Source organism: Halorussus aquaticus (genome assembly GCF_024218795.1).
Classification (GTDB): Archaea; Halobacteriota; Halobacteria; order Halobacteriales; family Haladaptataceae; genus Halorussus; species Halorussus aquaticus.
The window spans coordinates 2,116,928-2,133,353 of record NZ_CP100400.1 but is presented as its reverse complement, the minus strand read 5'-3'; the positions used below and the strand labels follow the sequence as shown (position 1 = coordinate 2,133,353).

The window sequence follows — 16,426 nt, the reverse complement described above, 5'->3', positions numbered from 1 at the left end:
AGATAAAGAACTCGCTTCCGTGCGCGGAGAGTGACAGGTACCGGAATCGCTCCGCAGCATCGGAGACGACCCGAAAGCGGAGGACTCCCCGACGACAGTTCCACAACCCTGATATACCGCGGCGGGCGACTCTCCGACCACATGGGTAGCGTTCGGTCACGAGTTCCGGCGGCGGCGAGAGCGCTGGCGACTCACCTCGCCGAGACCTACGACCCCCGCGTGGTCGTCATGGTGTTGCTCCGCAACGAGGTCGAGTCCGAAATCGAGTCCATGACCGAACGGCTGTTCCTGAGCGTCGAGCGCGACCTCCAGCACGCACGCGAGGCGGGCGAACTCGACCCGGCACCCGGGGCGGCCGACGAGCAGGCCCAGTTCGACTACGACACGCGTCTCGTCCTGCCCGCGATGTTGACGCTCGGCCGCATCCACGTCGAGGCGGGAGACGTCCCCCTCGTGCGCCTCGGTCGAGACGTGGACCGCGAGTTCGTGGCCCGCGGCCGAGAGACCACCCGAAACGTCGTCCGGGCGCTGCTCGACGGCGACATGCGCGACGCCATCAACGACGACGAGTACGAGGACTTCGAGACGAACCTCCGGCCGCGCGAGCGCGTCGCCGAACTCGCACAGCAGAGCTTGCAGGAGGGCGTCGAAGCGTGGTTCGACGCCGACGATACCCCCGACGCCGTCCGAGCGTCCTACGAACACGCGGTCGAACTCTCGGAACGCCATCAGGACGAGGACGAGGCGTTCCGACGACTCCTCGACCGGTTCCACGACTCGGCCGCCGGGTCCGAGGAGCGCGAGGCGGTCGTCGATGCCATCCGCGAGGAGTACAAGTTCGCCGACGCCGACGCGGACCTCTTCGAGGAGGCCACCGACCTCCCGTACTTCGCGACTCAGTACGCCCGCGTCGGCGTCCTCTACGAGGACATGCTCAACATGTACGAGGCCGACCTCGGCGTGGAGTTGGGCGAGGGGTTCAAACGAGCCATCGTGCTGATGGTCCTCGGCGCACAGATCGGACTCGACGACACCGACGACTACCCCGAGGACAGGGGGACGCAGCTCACGCCGGTCACCGCGGAGTTGAACGTCGCCGAGGACCGGGCGACGGGAGTGGCCCGAATCAGACGTATCGTCGAGGCGTACCTCGACCGCGCCGACGACTGCGCCGCCGCCGACGACCACCTGACCCGCATCGCTATCGAGTACATCCGCCAGCAGTCGCTCGACAGAATCGAGGGTCTGAGCGCGTGAGGGTCCGACTCGACCGAGCGTCTGCCGAGGCCGCGATAGTAATCAAAAAGAATATAAGCGGAACAGGATATTTTACTGCCAGACGACACCGGGGCCGAGATCGGTCGAGGCTCCGCTCCGGTCGCAACTTCACCGAGAGAAATTGCCATGTATGGACTGGGTGAGGTCTGTCCGGGGGTCGAGGTCGAACCGGGGACGAATCTCCTGGTGACCGGACCACCGATGACGGGCAAACGAACTCTCGCTCTGGAGATTCTCGCGCACGGTAGCCGTCACGGGGACGGTTCTATCGTCGTCACGACGAAGGATGGCGGCGAGGACGTCCGCGAGAGCCTCCGTGAGCTACTCGGCCGCGACGAGACCGGTCCGCTCGGCATCGTGGACTGCGTCTCCAAACAGCAGGGGATGAGTCCCTCTCAGAGCGACGAAATCACGTACGCCTCCTCGCCCAAGGACATGACGGGCATCGGGATTCAGCTCTCGGAGTTCCTGCAGGCGTTCTACAAGGACGGCGGCGTCAAGCGAAACCGCATCCTGCTGCACTCGCTCTCGACGCTGTTGATGTACTCGAACCTCCAGACAGTGTTCCGGTTTCTCCACGTCTTCACGGGCCGAGTCCAGAGCGCCGACGCGCTCGGCATCTTCGTCATCGACTCGACGGCCCACGACCAACAGACGACCAGCACCCTCAAGCAGTTGTTCGACGGGCAGATAGAGGTCCGGGAGGGCGACGACGGCCAGTCGGAACTCCGAGTACGAGGCGTCGGCGAAGACACCGACTGGCGACCCTTCGCGCGGCACTGAACGTCCGGCGTCACCGACCGACAGTGACTGCGTTGGGAATCGCGAGAGACTGCCGAAAGCACAACGCTGATTGGAGCGGCCCGTAACGACCAACCAATGACAGCGTCGTCGCAGTCCGACACCGACTACGCCGCTCGGGCGCGGGACGTGCTGGGGTTCTCGCGGTGGTGGCAGGTCGCGGCCGCCGCGGTGATGATGGGACTCATCAGTCCGTACCAGTACGTCTGGTCGTCCATCGAGTCGCCCATCGCTCGGTCGCTCGAACTCGACCCGACCGCGCTCGGGTTCGTGTTCACCCTGTTCGTCATCTTTCAGGCCGGGTCGCAGTTCCCGGTCGGGTGGTACCGGGACCGCCACGGGCCGCGCGGCCTGACGCTGCTCGCGGGCGTGCTGGCGGGCGGCGGCTACCTCGGACTGGCCTACGCGACCGAACTCTGGCACCTCTACGTCCTCTACTCGGTCGGTGCGGTCGGCGTCGGCATCGTCTACACCGTCGCGGTCAACACCGCGCTGAAGTGGTTCCCCGACCGGCGGGGTCTCACCACGGGTCTCGGCACGATGGCGTTCGCCGGGGGGAGCGCGCTCGTCGTCCCCTACGTCCGGGCGAACGCGACCGTCACGGGCTACTCCGACGTGCTGCGGAACATGGGTATCCTCATCGGCGTCGGCATCCTCGTCGGTGCGCTGGTCCTCCGGGACCCGCCGACGGGGTGGGTCGGCGGGGACGTCGCTACCGACGACGAGTCCGAGGCCGCCGATGGCGAGACCGAGGCCGGTTCGGAATCGACCCGCGCCACCGAAGGGCAGTACACGTCACGGGAGATGCTCCGGACGTGGCAGTTCTGGCTGATGTACGTCATGTTCGTCTTCGTCAGCGGGGCGGGACTGATGCTGACCGCCAAGGTGGTCTCGTTCGCCCAGAACGTGGGGTTGAACGCCCTGACCGCGACCGCCGGAGCGACGGTCCTCCCCATCGCGGGCGGCGTCGGCCGCCTCGTCGTCGGCGACCTCTCCGACCGGGTGGACCGCGAGCGGGCGATGGCGATTTCGTTCACGCTCTGCGGGCTGGGCCTGTTCGCGGTGGTCTGGTTCGGCGTGACCAACACCGCGCTCGGATTCCTCGCCGCGGTCGTCCTCGCGACGTTCTTCTGGAGTCCCCAGTACACCCTCTTCCCGAGCGTCGTCGGCGACTACTACGGTCAGCGCCACTCCTCGGCCAACTACGCTCTGCTGTACTCCGGCAAGATGTGGGGCGGCATCTTCGGCGGCGGCCTGACCGGATGGCTCGTGACCCAGACCGACTGGCCCACGGCGTTCGCACTCGGCGGTGCGCTCGCAGTGCTGGCGGGGCTGGCCGCGTTGCTACTTCGGGACCCGGCTGCGTAGCGACGGGGTGGTTCGAAGGGGGAAGACTCTGGCGGCAGCCTGCGGCGTTGCGGTACTCGCCAGATTAGCTCGTCTCGCTATATTTTCTGCGCAGCCTTCGAGTGTCCGACCGACGAGGCGTTCCGCACTGAACGAGTATCCGGAGTTCGAACATTCGGATTTCGATTCGGATTCCGAGTCTGGGCACCGTGACTGCGACCGGTCGGTGGCTTTCGGGGCTATCACTCCCTAGATTTCACGCTGTACCGTGCATCGCACTCCGACTCGGTTCTGAGGTTTCGCCGTCGAGTTCTCCGCCGCGATTGGATTACTGAGAGAAATTTTCCGTGGTGCTCTGAGAACTCCCGTACTGCTACGTTCAGCATTCAACGGTGGAAAACAGTCTCGTAGCGTATCCATAAGTTATGAGAAACCCACGGAGTAGATAGGATTCGCCTATCAGAAACGCCTCGTTCAACTACGGGAAAGAATTATATACCCATACCGCATATTCTGTGATAGATTATGACTGGGTACTACGACCTCATCCTGGGACTCATTCCGCTTTCGTTGATCGGCGTAACCGGTGCGCTGAGCGTTCTCGGCGTCTCGATAACCGCCGCCGTGCCGCTCGCCGCCAGTATTCCCGTGGCGCTCATCGGACACGCGCTCTTCGTCAACAGTCCCGTCGACGATACCCAGTCCCCGACGGAGACTGTGGACGCGTCGTCCTCGGCGTCCTTCGAACCGGCCGACTGACCGATTCCGGTTGGGGTTGTCCACCCGCTCTTTTCTCGTGTCGGACGCGCGATTCTCCGTCCAGTAGTCGCTTTTAGCGAGCGGTCGAGTTTCCCACCGATTCGGCGTCGTCAGTTCGGTAGCAGTCGGCCGTTCCCCACCGATACGTCCGACGCGGTTCTCGGTATCGTCCCCCGAACTTTATGGCACGTACGAGGGCTACCTCAACCGTTTTCAGGCTGGACTGTGTTGTCACGGCCATGACGGACGCACTGTTTCTGACGAGCGACGAGGTTTCCGGACTCGCTTCGCCCGCCGAGTACGTCGAGGCTGTCCGCGAAGGCTACCGACAGCGCGGCGAGGGCGCACCCGCGAGACCCCGCGCGAAACTCACCAACGAAGACCCGCCGGGGATGCTCACCGACTACTCGGCCGTCCTGCCCGAGACCGGCGCGATGGGCGGGTACATGTACGCCGCCGGGTTCGGCGAAGAGGACGCGTGGTTCGTGTCGCCGCTGTTCGACGCCGAGTCGGGCGAACCGCTCGCCCTGCTGGACGGCGCGAGCATGAACCCGTTCAAGACCGGTGCGGCGGGCGCGGTCGGGACCGACGTGTTGGCCCGCGACGACGCCGAGACCCTCGCGCTCATCGGCGCTGGCTCGCAGGCCCGCGGGCAACTCCGCGCGGTGACGACCGTCCGGGACCTCGAAAGCGTCTGGGTCTACTCGCCGACCAAGGAGTCCCGCGAGTCGTTCGCCGCGGAGATGAACGAGCGACTCGACCCCTCGGTCGCCGCAGTCGCCTCCAGCGCCGCCGCGGTCGAGGAGGCCGACATCGTGATCACGGCCACCACCGCGAGCGACCCCGTCTTCGACGGCGACCTCCTCGCCGACGGCACGCACGTCACCGCGATGGGCCAGTACCACCCCAACAAGCGCGAACTCGACACGACGACCGTCGAGCGCGCCACCTACGTCCCGGACCTCCGCGAGCGCGTCCAGCAGGACGCCGGGTCGTTCATCGCGGCGCTCGAAGAGGGCGCGATTTCGGAAGACCACGTCCACGCCGAACTCGGCGACATCGTCGCCGGGAACGCGCCGGGCCGGGAGTCCGACGACGAAATCACGGTCTTCGACAGCGGCGGGACGGGCATCGAGACGGTCGCCGCGGCCCACATGCTCTACGAGCGAGCGAAATCGGAGGGTCTCGGGTCCGAAATATCGTTCGCGCCCGCGAGCGAGGCGCTCACGGGGAAGTAGTCGGAGAGTCCGTAGAAGGTCGTCCGCGGACCTCTCGATACGTCGCCCGCGAAATCGTCGGGAAGTAATAGAAACTGGTGGTCGTGGGGGCGAGGCTACTGTCTCAGGCCGCGATCATCATCGCCGCGATGAACGACGAGTCGGTTCCGGCCTTGGTCTCGTTCTTCTTGCGCTCTGCGTCGGACATGTTTCGGGGGTGCTGCCATTGCATACACGTATAAAATGTTCACTCACTCTTGAGTATGTTGTTTCGCATACGAGTCTGCGAGAGGCTCGCAAATCATTTGTGATGGCATACCTCACCGAGGGTTTCGAGGCCCGCCAGACACCTTCGGATAGCGACATCTTTTCCGGCCCGGAGATTCGAACCCGCTGTATGGATTCGACATCGGACGACGGTACGCCCGCCGAGTTCGACGAGGCGGCGCTCTACGGCGTCGTTCGCGAGGCCGTCGAGGATGCCATCCTCGGTGTTATCGGGACGCTGTTGCTGGTCGGCGTCGCGCTCGTAATCGTCTTGGCCGGTGTCGGAACGATGACGCGGACGGGAGGGCCGGCCGTGACGGTGTTCGGAGGTCTCGTCACCGCCCTCGTCCTCTACCTCGGCGCAGTGACACTGGGCGTGATTCCGCCGGTGAGCGAGCGGTTCTGAGGTCAGAAAGAGTGAACTGCATCGAAACGCGCAGTCCGGTCTACAGTCCCAGCGCCTGCATCAAAGTCATCCCGCTGGCCAGCGCGCCGACCAGATAGCCGCCGATAGCGCCGCCGTTCAGTAGGGGAAGCCCGGCGTGCGCCCGCCCCTTCAGGACCATCCAGAGGAGGACGAGCAGACCCGCAATCGTGCCGACCATCGATGTCAGCGCGGGCAGGTTCAGCGCGATGCCCGAGACCAGCGGTTCCGGCGGCGCGAAGAACGCCGCGCTGGCGACCATCACCGAGGGCATCACGGCGTCGCCCAGCCCGATGAAGAAGACGTCGCGCTCGTCCATCTCCGGGCGGTCGGCCTCGGCCGCAGTCTCCTCCTCCGTTCGCCCGCCGTCCGCGGCGCTGGCTTCGCTCTCTCCACCGGTCTCCCCCGCCCCGGCCCCGCCGTCGTCGTCGAGGAACGAGTAGGACGCCGAGAGCGGAATCACGAGGATGACCGGAATCTTGAGGTCCATCACGCCCGAGGCCAGCGTCAGCATGTGTTCGGTGCCGTAGACGCTGATGGCGTCGTAGACCGCCAGCACGGTCAGCAGGAGGATGGCTGGGAGCAGGCCGAAACTGATGCCGAACAGTCCGGCCGCGCCCGCGCCCATCAGGACGCCCGCGGCGTCGATGACGTACCACTCGGGGTGGACCGCCAGCGCCAGCGCGACCGCGCCCGCGGCCGCCAGCGCGACCACGTTGACCGGCGCGCCGCCGACCGAGACGACGAGCCACGCCGGAACCACGACCGAGAAGACGTACCACGAGAGCAGACCGCTCGTGAAGATGAGCGCCCCGCGGAGCAGCCACTGCACGTCGAGTTTGATGATGGCGAGCATGATGCCGGTCATGACCAGCACCGCCCCGACGTAGACCAGACTGTTCGTCGGGTCGGAGGGGTTCTCGACCTGCTGATACCCCGCCTGCTGGAACGGCTCGACCAGCACTAGCGCGCCGAGTTGGACCAGAAGGAACATCGTGACGGTCAACCCGACGGCCGCGAACACGCGCGTTCGATTCTCCATGCCGGGACGGTCGAACCCGCGCGCCTTTGTGGTTGCGGATTCGCGCGGGGTAACGGACCGATACCGGTCGGTACTGCTCGTTGTCGCCCCGACACGGCTCGTTGCCGCCGCTCGGGGCGTGCGAACGGAGCGTAACCGTTCCCGGGATTCAAACCCGAACCGACTGTGGACAGCCTATGCCATCGCTCCGACGCTTCACGGTACTGATCGTCGTCGTCTCGCTGCTCGCCGCCGGGTTCGCCCCGCCCGCCGTGGGCGGCCCGGCCGACGCCGACCGTCTCGGCGACGAAGCGGCGACCGACGACTCGCGGACTGACGCCTCACGAACCAGCGGGTCCGAACCACTCGACGCACCGCAGACGCTCCCCCAGACAGTAACAGACCGTCCCGAGTTCGACGTGGTCGAGGGTCCGCTCTCGCGTCAGGACGTGGGGAACCTCACGCCGCGAGAAGCGGCCGCGCTCGGGGCGCGTCAGGGCGCGCAACTCGCCGAGATACAGGGCGCGACCGTGACGCCCGAGCGACGGGAGGCGGCGGTTCGCGGGGCGGTCGCGGCGTCCCAGCGCGAGGCCGACGTGAACGTCGCGCAACTGCTGGTCGCCGCGCGCGGTGCGGCCCACGGCGCGCTCTTGCACTTCCAGTCGCAGGCGGCCGAGCGCGGCCCCACCGTCGCCCCCATCCGGGCCGCGGTCCGGGGAGGGACCGGCGGTGCGCTGGTACAGACGCAGGAGGCGAACGTCGCCCAGATTCAGGGCGCGTCCTACGGCGCGGCCCACGGCGCGGTGGCCCAGCGCCAGCAGGCCAGCGTCTCCCAGATTCAGTTCGCCTCGCAGGCGGCGGCCGAAGGCGCGTCGCGCTCGGCGGTTCGCCGAGACGTCGACGCGGTCGGCAAAGTTCAGGAGGCCGCACAGGGCGCGGCGTACGGGTCGCTCGCCCAGCGCCAGCGCGTCGAGGTGTCGCAACTTCAGGCGGCGGCCCGAGGCTCCGCGTCCGGGGCGCTGGTGCAAGTCCAGCGCGCCGACGTGAAACAGATACAGGTCGCGGCGCTCGGCGCGGCCAAGGGCGGCGTGAAAGAACCGAAGGAAGCGCCCGCTGAGAAGGTCGAGGCCGGGTGCAGGGGCGCGGCGACCGGGGCGGTCAGCCAGACCCAGCGCGTCACCGTCGAGCAGATTCAGTTGGCGGCCGAGGGTGCCGCGCAGGGCGCGATACTCACCCAGATTCAGCAGGTGTCCGTCCAGCAGGTGCAGGCCGCCGCGCTCGGTGCGGCCCGCGGCGCGCTCCTCCAAGTGACCGTGATACAGGTCCAGATAGTCAACGTCGTCCAGATTCAGGTCGCCGCGCAGGGCGCGGCCGCCGGGTCGCTCGCGGCCACCGTCCAGCGCCAGTCGGTCTCGGTCCGACAGGTGCAGGCCGCCGCGCTCGGCGCGGCCAAGGGCGGCGTGACGCAGGTCCAGAGCGTGAACGTCCAGCAGGTGCAGGCCGCGTGTCGGGGCGCGGCGTACGGGTCACTCGTCCAGTCGCAGGACGCCAGCGTCACCCAGATTCAGGCCGCCGCGCAGGGGGCGGCCGACGGTGCGGTCGTCGCCAGCCAGCGCCAGCAGGTGGACGTGACCCAGATACAGGTCGCCGCGCAGGGAGCCGCCACGGGGGCCGTCTCCCAGAGCCAAACCGCGAGCGTCGTCCAGATTCAGGCGGCCGCGAACGGTGCCTCGGCCGGGACCGTCGAGCAACTCGGCGAGATAGAGGCGCTCGACCCGGCCCAGACGCTCGCCGTCGCGCAGGGCGCAGCGGTCGGCGCGGCCGCGGCCGCGGTGGAAGCCGACGTGACCGCCCCGCAGACCATCGCGACGGCCGCAGCCGAGGGTGCCGAAGAGGCGACGCAGGTCGTCGCGGAGTCACCGGAGGCCGACCCCGCGCAACTCCGCGAGACGGCCGCAGCGGTCGCGACGGAGGTCGTCGAGACCGCTCCGGAACCGGAGACCACGACGACGGAGACGACGACCGCGCCCGGACCGACGACGACTCCGGTCGTCACGACGGTTCCCGATACGACCACGACGACCGCTACAGGGACCACGACCACCACTGAGCAACCGACGACGACCACGACGACCACCCAGCAACCGGACACGACGACCCAGACGACCACTGCGACGCCGACCACCACGACGACCGAAACGACTACTACCGGGACTCCGACGACCACGACGACGACCGAGCGACCGACGACCACGACTCGGACCACCACCACGACCGCTCAACCCGAGATTCAGGCGGATACGACCACGACGACTGAACAGCCTACGACGACGCCACAGACGACTACGACGACCGAACAGCCCACGACCACTACGACCGAACAGCCCACGACCACTACGACCGAACAGCCCACGACCACTACGACCGAACAACCGACAACGACGACTGAGACCACCACAACCACCGAGCAACCGACGACAACCACCACCCAGACGACCACGACTACAGAACGAACCACGACAACCACGACGACCGCAACAACTACTACCACGACTCAGCCGACCACGACAACCACGACGGCACAGACGACCACGACAACCGAACAGCCGACGACTACCACGACCACGACGACCACAGTAATCGGCGACTCGGCGGCCGTCAACCTCACCAACCAGACGGCCGACGGGCAGGTCACCGTTGCGACCGCAGACCTGCCCGAGGGCGGGTTCGTCGCGGTCTACGACCGGAGCGGGAACCTCGTCGGCGTCTCGGAGTACCTCGCTCCCGGCGAGTACGAGGACGTGCCCGTGCCGGTCAACGAGTCGCTGTCCGGCCAGCAGGTGGTGTTCGCCGCGGCCCACCGCGACACCGACGGCGACCGCACGTTCGGATTCGTCGAGTCCGGCGGGCAGGTCGATACGCTGTATCTCGACCCCGACGGCGAGATAGTCACCGACCCCGCGGTCGTCGAGTTCCCGACGGAGAACGCGACGGCGGCGACAGCGGGATAGCCCGCTTTATTTCGACGCTTCTATAGGTCGCCGGTGACCTCGTTGTGTCATGGCAAGTCACGGCAGGACCGCAACCACCGCACGGGGACCCCGGCTACCCGACGCGGTTCCGTTCGACCTGACGACCGTGACGCGACTCAGTTGGGAGTTGGGGTCGCAGGTCGTCTCGGACGCGACGCTGCTGTCCGAGTGGGAACACGTCACGTCGGGGCGGACGCTCGCCGTCTACGACGCGACCGACCACACCGTCGTCCTCGGCGTTCGGACGCCGGTCGGACGCGAACGCTTCTTCGGAGCGACGAAGGACGACGTGGACGCGAAGCGGTCGCGCCTCCGCGACGCCGAGAACTGGCGTCGATGCGAGCAATAGGGAACCGAATCGAGCGCGGGTTCGCGGTTTATCGCGCGTAGAGTTTCTTCCCGAGGAGCGGCGCGAGCGCGACTCCGTCGTCGGGCGAGACCGCGGCGTAGGGCCGCGAGACCGGACCGAAGACGTCCACCACGCGACCGACCTCGTTCAACTGCTCGTCGATGGCCTGCGTGCCGACGTTCGGGGGTTCGTCGTCGGGACACCGGACGACCGCGAGTCCCTGCGCCGTCCGGACGACTTCGCCGAGCGCCTCCATCAGTCTCGGAGCGCCGCGACGTACGCCGCGACCGCCTGAATCAGATCGTTCTTCGTCGAGTCGTCGGCGTTCTGGACCAGCACGCGACCCCGCTCGTTCCAGTTCTCGCGTGAGTAGGCCTTGTCGCGTTCGATTATCGCGTCGTAGCCTACCTGCTGGACTGCCTGAGCGATCTCGTCCACCGTCGGCTCCTCGACGGCCATCTCGGCGGCCACCCGGCGTCCCTCGTTGCGACTCTTCGCCGCGTCGAAGTACGCAGGCCACAGCACTTTCTCGACCATACGTCAACGTCTCTCCCCGGCCGTTAAACACCTTAGGAAAACAGCGAACGGAACAGCGTGTTCAGGGACGACGCGCGAGCAGGGCCGCACCGGCGAGCGCCGCGAGCGTCGCGGGGACGCCGAATCCGGGGATGCTCCCCGACGACCCGTCCGTCGCGGTCGCCGTCGTCGTCTCCGCCTGCATCGCACCCTCGTCGGTGGTCGTCTCGGGCGCGTCAGTCGTCATCTGCGTCGTTTCGGTCGCCTCGGTCGTCGTCGTGGCGTTGGCCTCCGCGTACGCCTCGGGGTGGAACGCCTTCGCCATCTGCACCACGGCGTTGACGACGCGCGGTGCTGGCTGGCTGACGTTCTCGTTAGTGACCGTGATGACCTGATCGTTCTTCACCGCCGCGGTGCCGTTGTAGGCGTCGGTCTTCGGGTAGACGCCGTACTGGCCGATCTGAACGATCCACTCGGGGTTCTGCTTGACGATGACCTCCTCGCTTATCTGGCCGTAGCCCGAGATGTTCGCCTCGGCGGCGATGTTCGTTCCCCCGGCGAGTTCGACCATGTTGCCGATGAAGGTGCCCGCACCGGCGGTGTACCCGCCGCCCACCGAGACGAACACGCGCGGTCGCTCGGAGTTCTCGACCGCCTGCCGGACGGTCTCGATTCGGTCTTTCATCGACGCGACCGTCTCGTTAGCCGCTTCGCAGTTCCCGGTGAGTTGCCCCGTCAGTCGGGTCTTGGCGTAGATGTCCTCGACCGAGGTGGCGAATCCGAACCGGAAGACGGTCAGTCCGGTCTCGCGGAGTCGCTGGACCGTCTCGTTCGAGATGACGTTCGGTGCGAGGACGAGGTCGGGTTCCGTCGAGACGACCTTCTCGACGTTGACCTGCGTCTGTCCAGCGCCCGAGACGTTGGTGCGCGAGTCCGCTCCCTCGAGATACGAGGCGTACTGCGAGACGCCCACGACCTGCTCCTTACCGCCGATCTCCCACATCGTCTGGGCCGCGCTCGGCGAGAGCGTGACGACTCGCTCGGGCTTCTGCTCGACAGTCACTTCGGTTCCCGTCGCGTCCGTCGCGTTGACGGGGAACGAACAGTCCGCCTGCGCCGCGCTCGCTCGGACCTCGGTCCCGACGTCGGCGTCGGTCCCGGTTACGGCCGTCGCACCCACCGGGGCGACGCCCGCCGCGAGCAACAACAGTACCGCAAATACGCTCGTGGCCTTCTGTCTCATGCGTTCCCCACTCCGACCGTGTCCAATAAGTATTTACCTAAAGCAAACTGGCTTTCAGGTGATGCGGCAGGGTGCACGAGTCGTCGGCTGGTCGTCGGGATTAGCCGCCGCGCTGGCGGTCGTCGTCGTGGCGAGCGCGGCAATCGGCCCGGTGCCCATCGACTACCTCGTGGTGGCGAAGGTGTTGCTGAACGCGCTCGCGGTGCCCGCGGGGGTCGGCGTCGCCGACCGGACGCTCCGAATCGCGGGACTCGCCGTCACGACGCCCGCGCCGACGGTCGAGTTCGCGTCGATATTCGACTTCGCCGTCCCCGACACCGCCCGGACCATCGTGATGACGCTCCGCCTGCCCCGAATCGCGCTCGGGGCGGTCGTCGGACTGGCGCTCTCGACGGCGGGCGTGGTGATGCAGGGGTTCTTCCGGAACCCGATGGCCGACCCCTCGATAATCGGAGTCTCGTCGGGCGCCGCGGTGGGCGCGGTGGCGACCATCGCGCTCCCGTTGGCGGTCCCCGTCTCGCTCCCGACCGCCGCCTTCGTCGGCGCTATCGCGGCCGCGTTCGGGGTCTACGCGCTCGCCACCGAGGACGGCCGGACGCCGGTCGCCACTCTCCTGCTAGCGGGCGTGGCGGTCCAGACGTTCCTCGGCGCGGTGGTCTCGTTCCTGCTCCTCCAGACCGGCGAGAGCATGGAGCGGGCGGTGTTCTGGCTGATGGGCCACCTCCACCTCGCGTCGTGGGGGGACGTGCGACTCGTCCTCCCGGTCGCGGTCATCGGGTTCGCGGTCCTGCTGGCCTACGCCCGGGACCTGAACGTCCTCCTGCTCGGCGAGGAGGACGCCCACGCGCTCGGCGTGGAGGTCGAGCGGACCAAGCGCCTCCTGCTGGCGGTCGCCAGCGTGATGACGGGCGCGGCGGTGGCGGTCACGGGCGTCATCGGGTTCGTCGGACTGGTGGTGCCCCACGTCATGCGACTGCTGGTCGGCCCGGACCACCGAATCCTGCTCCCCACGTCGGCGCTCGCTGGCGCGACGTTCCTCGTCGCCACCGACACCGTGGCGCGGTCGGGCACGGCGGAACTCCCGGTCGGCATCGTGACCGCGTTCCTCGGCGCGCCGTTCTTCCTCTACCTGCTCCGCAAGCGGGAGGTGCACGCACTGTGAACCGACGTTTCTACCGGCGGCGAAACTACCACTCCCGACAGGGTTGCGCTCGGCTCGTCGTACCACGTTCCGGGTGGACTGAAAGGGGCCGACCGGTCGCGTTTACGTGGTCGTCTGGCCAACCCCTATCTGCGTGCGGTTTGCGCAGATATGTCGGCCAGCGACCGCGACCGGTCGGGGGCTTTCTAAACGGTCTCGACGGAGCCTGTAGACCCTGCTTCAGTGCCGGAATGAACACCGAGAGGAACGTTTCTGCGGAGAACTAATCATGATAGAGATAGACGGCGTCGCGGTCGAACTCGGCGAGAACAGCATCCTCGACGGAGTGACGACCGCCGTCGAGGACGGCCAGTTCGTCGGTCTGGTCGGACCCAACGGCGCGGGCAAGACGACCCTGCTCCGGACCATCAACGGGGTCGTCGAACTCGACCGCGGCGAAGTCCGGGTCGGCGGCGACCCCGTCGCCTCGCTCTCGTCGAAGGAGACGAGTCGCCGGGTCGCGGTCGTCCCGCAGGACACGACGCTCTCGTTCGACTTCCCCGTCGAGGAGGTCGTGGCGATGGGCCGCCACCCCTACCGGTCGCGGTTCTCGGGCGGCGGCGCTGACTCGGCGGACGGTCCGTCCGACCGCGAGCGCGTGGTCGCCGCGATGGAACGCACCGAGGTCACGGCGTTCGCGGACCGCTCCATCACCGCGGTGTCGGGCGGCGAGCGACAGCGCGTCCTGCTGGCGCGGGCGCTGGCTCAGGACACGCCCGCGCTCCTGCTGGACGAACCCACCGCCAGCCTCGACATCAACCATCAGGTCCGGACGCTCGAACTCGTCCGGGAACTGGTGGACGAGGACGACAAGACCGTGGTGGCGGCCATCCACGACCTCAACCTCGCGGCCCACTACTGCGACGAACTCCGCCTGCTCTCGGGCGGCCGTATCCGAGCCAGCGGCGACCCCGAGACCGTCCTCGCGGAAGACCACCTCGAAGCCGCCTTCGACACGCGGGCGGTGGTCTCCAGCCATCCCGTGACCGGTTCGACCTACGTCACGGCCCTACCCGAGCGTCCGGTCGAACGCGAGGGCCGCGTCCACGTCGTCGGCGGGGGCGGCACCGTCTCGCGCCTGCTCTACGTGCTGTCGGCCGCGGGCTACGACGTGTCGGTCGGCGCGCTCAACGAGGGCGACTCCGACCTCGAAACTGCGCGGTCACTCGGTCTCGACGCCGTGACCGAGGAACCGTTCGCGCCGGTCGGCGACGACGCCCGCCGCGCCGTCGAGTCCCGAGTTCGGGAGGCCGACGTGACTGTACTGGCTGACGTGGAGGTCGGCGTGGGCAACCTCGCCAACCTCCGGGCCGCCCGCGAGACCGACTCCGTGGTCGTGGTCGAGGAACGGTCCTTCGCGGAGCGCAACTACGCCGGGAGCGACGCCGCCGCGCTCTACCGGGAACTCTGCGAGCGCGGGCGCGTCGTCGGCCCGGACGAACTCCTCCCGGCAGTGGAGGAGGCGGTGGACCCGCCGAGCGAGCGCGCGGGTCCGGCGACCGAGTGAGCGTTCGAAGTCACAACTGACTTGTCAGAAGTGGCGTAACTCCGCGACGATGCCCTCCACTGTCTCCCGACGGGAACTGCTGGCGGCCGGTGTGGCCGTCGGCGTCGCCGGGTCGAGCGGTTGCCTCGACGCGATTCGCGGTTCGTCTCGGGACCGGAGCGACGAGCGACGACTCAGACTCCTCCTCCACGACGAGTCGGCGACGCTCCGCGAGAAGTACGTCGCCGACCTCGAGGGGAACCGCCCCGACTGGGACGAGGAGGCCTTCGCGGCTGCACTCGACGGCGAGTCGTACACCAGCCAGTACCGCGAACCCTTCTTCGCGCGAGACGAACCCAAGTACGCCGAGCGCGACGGGACCTACTACCGACTCGGTTCCGTCGTCGTCGGCGAGGCGACGGCGACCCGTCCCGTCCTGCGACTCGCCTCGGTCGGGCGGCCCGAGGAACTGGATTCGGTGCCCGACCACGTCGCACACGACGACCTACCCGGGACCGACCGGCGGGCCGTCAAAGTCGCCCAGATGGCGGCCCGCGCTCGCGGCAACCCGGGCGGCGCTCCGCGAAGTCTGGTCCAGCGCGGCGGCTACGTCTACCGCGGCGAGAAACCGGCGGCGGACAGTCGCCTCCTCGGCGAGTCTGGACCCAGCCACGTCGAGTACCGCGGCAGAATCTACGCGGTCGAGGTGTCGCGCGAGACGTTCCACGAACCGGTGTATCGCGCCGAGGTCGAACCGGTCGCCGAGTCGCCCGCCGAGATGGAGGCGGTGCTTCGCGCACAGTTCGTCGAGGGCCGGTTCGACCGCCGCGACCTCTCCGAGGAGGAACGCTCGATTCTCCGGGCGGCGCAGGGCAACGGCGGGTACAGCGAGTCCCACCCCTACTCCGCGGCGTACCGGTCGCTGCTGAAGCGACTCGGCAAGCGCGCGTACCTCGACGGAAACGTCGAGAAGGACGCGCTCGCGGACTCGACTCGCCACGAGATACTCCGGTACGGCGACGAGTACCACGAATACTGGTTGCGGTTCGTCGGGACCGAACAGTGACCGCGTCGGCGGAAGTCGGGGGCGACGACGCCCGCCGCGACCCGCTACCCGGTCACCTCGAAAAACGCTAACTCGCCACGAGTTCGTACTGCTGGGCCAACTCGAACAGCATCAGCGCCGCGAACGTGCTGGCCGCGAGCAGCACCAACCCGGTGATGCCGACCTCGACGTTGGGCGCGGCCATGCTCGCGGTGCCGAGCAGCGCGCCCGAGACCAGCGCGGCGAGGAACCGGACCGGTCGCGGGAGGTTCGCACACCGCTGGGCGAGCGTCGGGTCGAGTCCGACGATGCGAGTCCAGACCACGTAGAGCGAAACTACGAACAGGAACGCGAGCAGACCGACACCCAGCAGGAGGGCGAACTTCGCGGGATACATCTCCTGTTTCCAACAGCGTAACGGTTTCTACATAAGTGCATCG

16 protein-coding genes are annotated in these 16,426 nt (G+C 67.7%); 11 read left to right on the top strand and 5 right to left on the bottom strand.

Annotation, left to right across the window (positions count from 1 at the left end):
- Nucleotides 1-141 precede the first annotated feature (141 nt).
- From NGM06_RS11010 to NGM06_RS10985, 6 genes are all read left to right on the top strand, one after another.
- A complete protein-coding gene (locus tag NGM06_RS11010) occupies nt 142-1,257 on the top strand; it encodes a BTB/POZ domain-containing protein (protein WP_254267005.1) in 1,116 nt (371 codons plus the stop codon).
- A gap of 147 nt (nt 1,258-1,404) precedes the next feature.
- Nucleotides 1,405-2,061: an RAD55 family ATPase gene (locus NGM06_RS11005; protein WP_254267004.1), complete on the top strand. Its 657-nt coding sequence runs from the start codon at nt 1,405-1,407 to the stop codon at nt 2,059-2,061.
- Nucleotides 2,062-2,157: 96 nt separating this feature from the next.
- On the top strand, nt 2,158-3,447 hold the full coding sequence (locus NGM06_RS11000) for an OFA family MFS transporter (RefSeq protein WP_254267003.1): 1,290 nt from the start codon (nt 2,158-2,160) through the stop codon (nt 3,445-3,447).
- Between the two features lie 504 nt (nt 3,448-3,951).
- A complete protein-coding gene (locus NGM06_RS10995; RefSeq protein WP_254267002.1) occupies nt 3,952-4,185 on the top strand; it encodes a DUF8015 family protein in 234 nt (77 codons plus the stop codon).
- Between the two features lie 239 nt (nt 4,186-4,424).
- Nucleotides 4,425-5,423 (top strand): ornithine cyclodeaminase family protein, encoded by a 999-nt coding sequence (locus NGM06_RS10990; RefSeq protein WP_254267001.1) that lies wholly within the window; start codon nt 4,425-4,427, stop codon nt 5,421-5,423.
- A gap of 376 nt (nt 5,424-5,799) precedes the next feature.
- Nucleotides 5,800-6,075 (top strand): hypothetical protein, encoded by a 276-nt coding sequence (locus tag NGM06_RS10985; protein WP_254267000.1) that lies wholly within the window; start codon nt 5,800-5,802, stop codon nt 6,073-6,075.
- Nucleotides 6,076-6,115: 40 nt separating this feature from the next.
- On the opposite strand, the gene NGM06_RS10980 is transcribed toward NGM06_RS10985, so the two are convergent.
- Nucleotides 6,116-7,135 (bottom strand): presenilin family intramembrane aspartyl protease PSH, encoded by a 1,020-nt coding sequence (locus NGM06_RS10980; RefSeq protein ID WP_254266999.1) that lies wholly within the window; start codon nt 7,133-7,135, stop codon nt 6,116-6,118.
- Between the two features lie 176 nt (nt 7,136-7,311).
- On the opposite strand from NGM06_RS10980, the gene NGM06_RS10975 reads away from it, so the two are divergent.
- Nucleotides 7,312-10,125: a DUF7282 domain-containing protein gene (locus NGM06_RS10975; RefSeq protein ID WP_254266998.1), complete on the top strand. Its 2,814-nt coding sequence runs from the start codon at nt 7,312-7,314 to the stop codon at nt 10,123-10,125.
- A 49-nt stretch (nt 10,126-10,174) separates the two neighbouring features.
- Complete coding sequence (locus tag NGM06_RS10970) at nt 10,175-10,495, top strand: hypothetical protein (RefSeq protein ID WP_254266997.1); 321 nt, start codon at nt 10,175-10,177, stop codon at nt 10,493-10,495.
- Nucleotides 10,496-10,523: 28 nt separating this feature from the next.
- Here the strand turns inward: NGM06_RS10970 and NGM06_RS10965 are convergent, their stop codons facing one another.
- The 3 genes from NGM06_RS10965 to NGM06_RS10955 all read right to left on the bottom strand — a co-directional run bounded on the left by NGM06_RS10965 (nt 10,524) and on the right by NGM06_RS10955 (nt 12,254).
- The gene (locus NGM06_RS10965; RefSeq protein WP_254266996.1) at nt 10,524-10,751 is read right to left on the bottom strand and encodes an H/ACA ribonucleoprotein complex subunit GAR1; all 228 of its coding nucleotides are present in this window, start codon (nt 10,749-10,751) and stop codon (nt 10,524-10,526) included.
- Nucleotides 10,751-11,032: a signal recognition particle subunit SRP19 gene (gene srp19, locus NGM06_RS10960; protein ID WP_254266995.1), complete on the bottom strand. Its 282-nt coding sequence runs from the start codon at nt 11,030-11,032 to the stop codon at nt 10,751-10,753. Before srp19 ends, NGM06_RS10965 begins: the two co-directional genes overlap by 1 nt.
- Nucleotides 11,033-11,093: 61 nt before the next feature.
- Nucleotides 11,094-12,254 carry a PGF-CTERM-anchored ABC transporter substrate-binding protein gene (locus NGM06_RS10955; protein ID WP_254266994.1) on the bottom strand — a complete coding sequence of 387 codons (1,161 nt, stop codon included), beginning with the start codon at nt 12,252-12,254 and terminating at the stop codon, nt 11,094-11,096.
- Between the two features lie 61 nt (nt 12,255-12,315).
- Here NGM06_RS10955 and btuC point away from each other — a divergent pair, with 61 nt between their 5' ends.
- The 3 genes from btuC (at nt 12,316) to NGM06_RS10940 (ending at nt 16,007) form a co-directional block, all read left to right on the top strand.
- Nucleotides 12,316-13,416, top strand: coding sequence for a vitamin B12 ABC transporter permease BtuC (gene btuC, locus NGM06_RS10950; RefSeq protein WP_254266993.1), 1,101 nt, complete (start codon nt 12,316-12,318; stop codon nt 13,414-13,416).
- A gap of 268 nt (nt 13,417-13,684) precedes the next feature.
- A complete protein-coding gene (locus tag NGM06_RS10945; RefSeq protein WP_254266992.1) occupies nt 13,685-14,962 on the top strand; it encodes an ATP-binding cassette domain-containing protein in 1,278 nt (425 codons plus the stop codon).
- Nucleotides 14,963-15,011: 49 nt separating this feature from the next.
- Nucleotides 15,012-16,007, top strand: a complete 996-nt coding sequence (locus tag NGM06_RS10940) for a hypothetical protein (RefSeq protein WP_254266991.1) — start codon at nt 15,012-15,014, stop codon at nt 16,005-16,007.
- A gap of 67 nt (nt 16,008-16,074) precedes the next feature.
- Here NGM06_RS10940 and NGM06_RS10935 read toward each other — a convergent pair whose 3' ends face one another.
- Complete coding sequence (locus NGM06_RS10935) at nt 16,075-16,383, bottom strand: hypothetical protein (RefSeq protein ID WP_254266990.1); 309 nt, start codon at nt 16,381-16,383, stop codon at nt 16,075-16,077.
- Nucleotides 16,384-16,426 lie beyond the last annotated feature (43 nt).